Annotated in this window: 1 protein-coding gene; it reads left to right on the top strand. The window is 39.2% G+C overall.

What is annotated here, in order from left to right; all coding sequences use genetic code 11:
• Positions 1 to 151: 151 nt before the first annotated feature.
• A partial coding sequence (locus AC3AX0_RS10930) for an ornithine cyclodeaminase (RefSeq protein ID WP_487550321.1) occupies positions 152 to 939 on the top strand: 788 nt, incomplete at its 3' end.

Below are 939 nucleotides of genomic sequence, written 5' to 3' on the forward strand. Positions count from 1 at the left end.
TTATATTTTTGATGAAATCCAGTCAATTATTTAAAATTTGGCCAAAGAGAACGTTTTCGTGATTAATTCCAAGTTTTTACAGTTTTGGCACGAATATTGCTTTATTCATATGTGTAACTTAAAAACAACAGATAATTTGGAGGAATAGAAAATGAGCAAAAAAGTTGAGTTTCTTTATTTACAGCAGGAAGATTGTGTAAAAGCAGGCGGATATGACATGGCAGGAACAATGCAGGCTACGGAAAGATCATTCTTTCTACATGGAAAAGGTGATTATATATTGCCTCACAAACCTGTAATAAGATGGGGTGGACCGGAAACTGAAGAGACAACAGGAAGAATCATGTCAATGCCAAGCTTCCTTGGCGGAGCTGAATATGATGAGGAACTTAAGGAAAAGGGACTTTTGGGAACAGTAAATACATCGGGAATCAAATGGATTCCAAGCAAGCCTCATAATCCAAAGAAATACGGACTTCCAAGAGCAAATGGGGTAATAATAATAGTAAATTCTGAAACACTTATGCCTGATTGCATAATGGATGGAGCACTGGTATCGGCAATGAGAACTGGAGCGGCAAGTGGAGTTGCAATCAAGCATCTTGCAAATCCTGGAGTTGAAGTGATGGGACTTGTAGGAGCATCAGTACAGGGAATTACACAAACTCACGCATTCAAATGCGGTGCACCGACCCTTAAGCTTTGCAAGGTTTATGACCTAAACAAGGAAACTTCACTGAAATTCTGTGAAAGAATGAAAAAGGAAATTCCTGACATGGACTTCGTAGCAGTAGATAGTGCAGAAGAAGCATTTGTAGGATCGGATGTAATATCAACGGCAACAATGGCGAAAAAACCATATGTTGACGGCAAATGGTATAAAAAAGGTGCAGTACACTGTGAAATATCTTTCTGGGACACACCAGCAGAGGCACTTAC

The organism is Dethiosulfatibacter sp. (assembly GCF_983023055.1).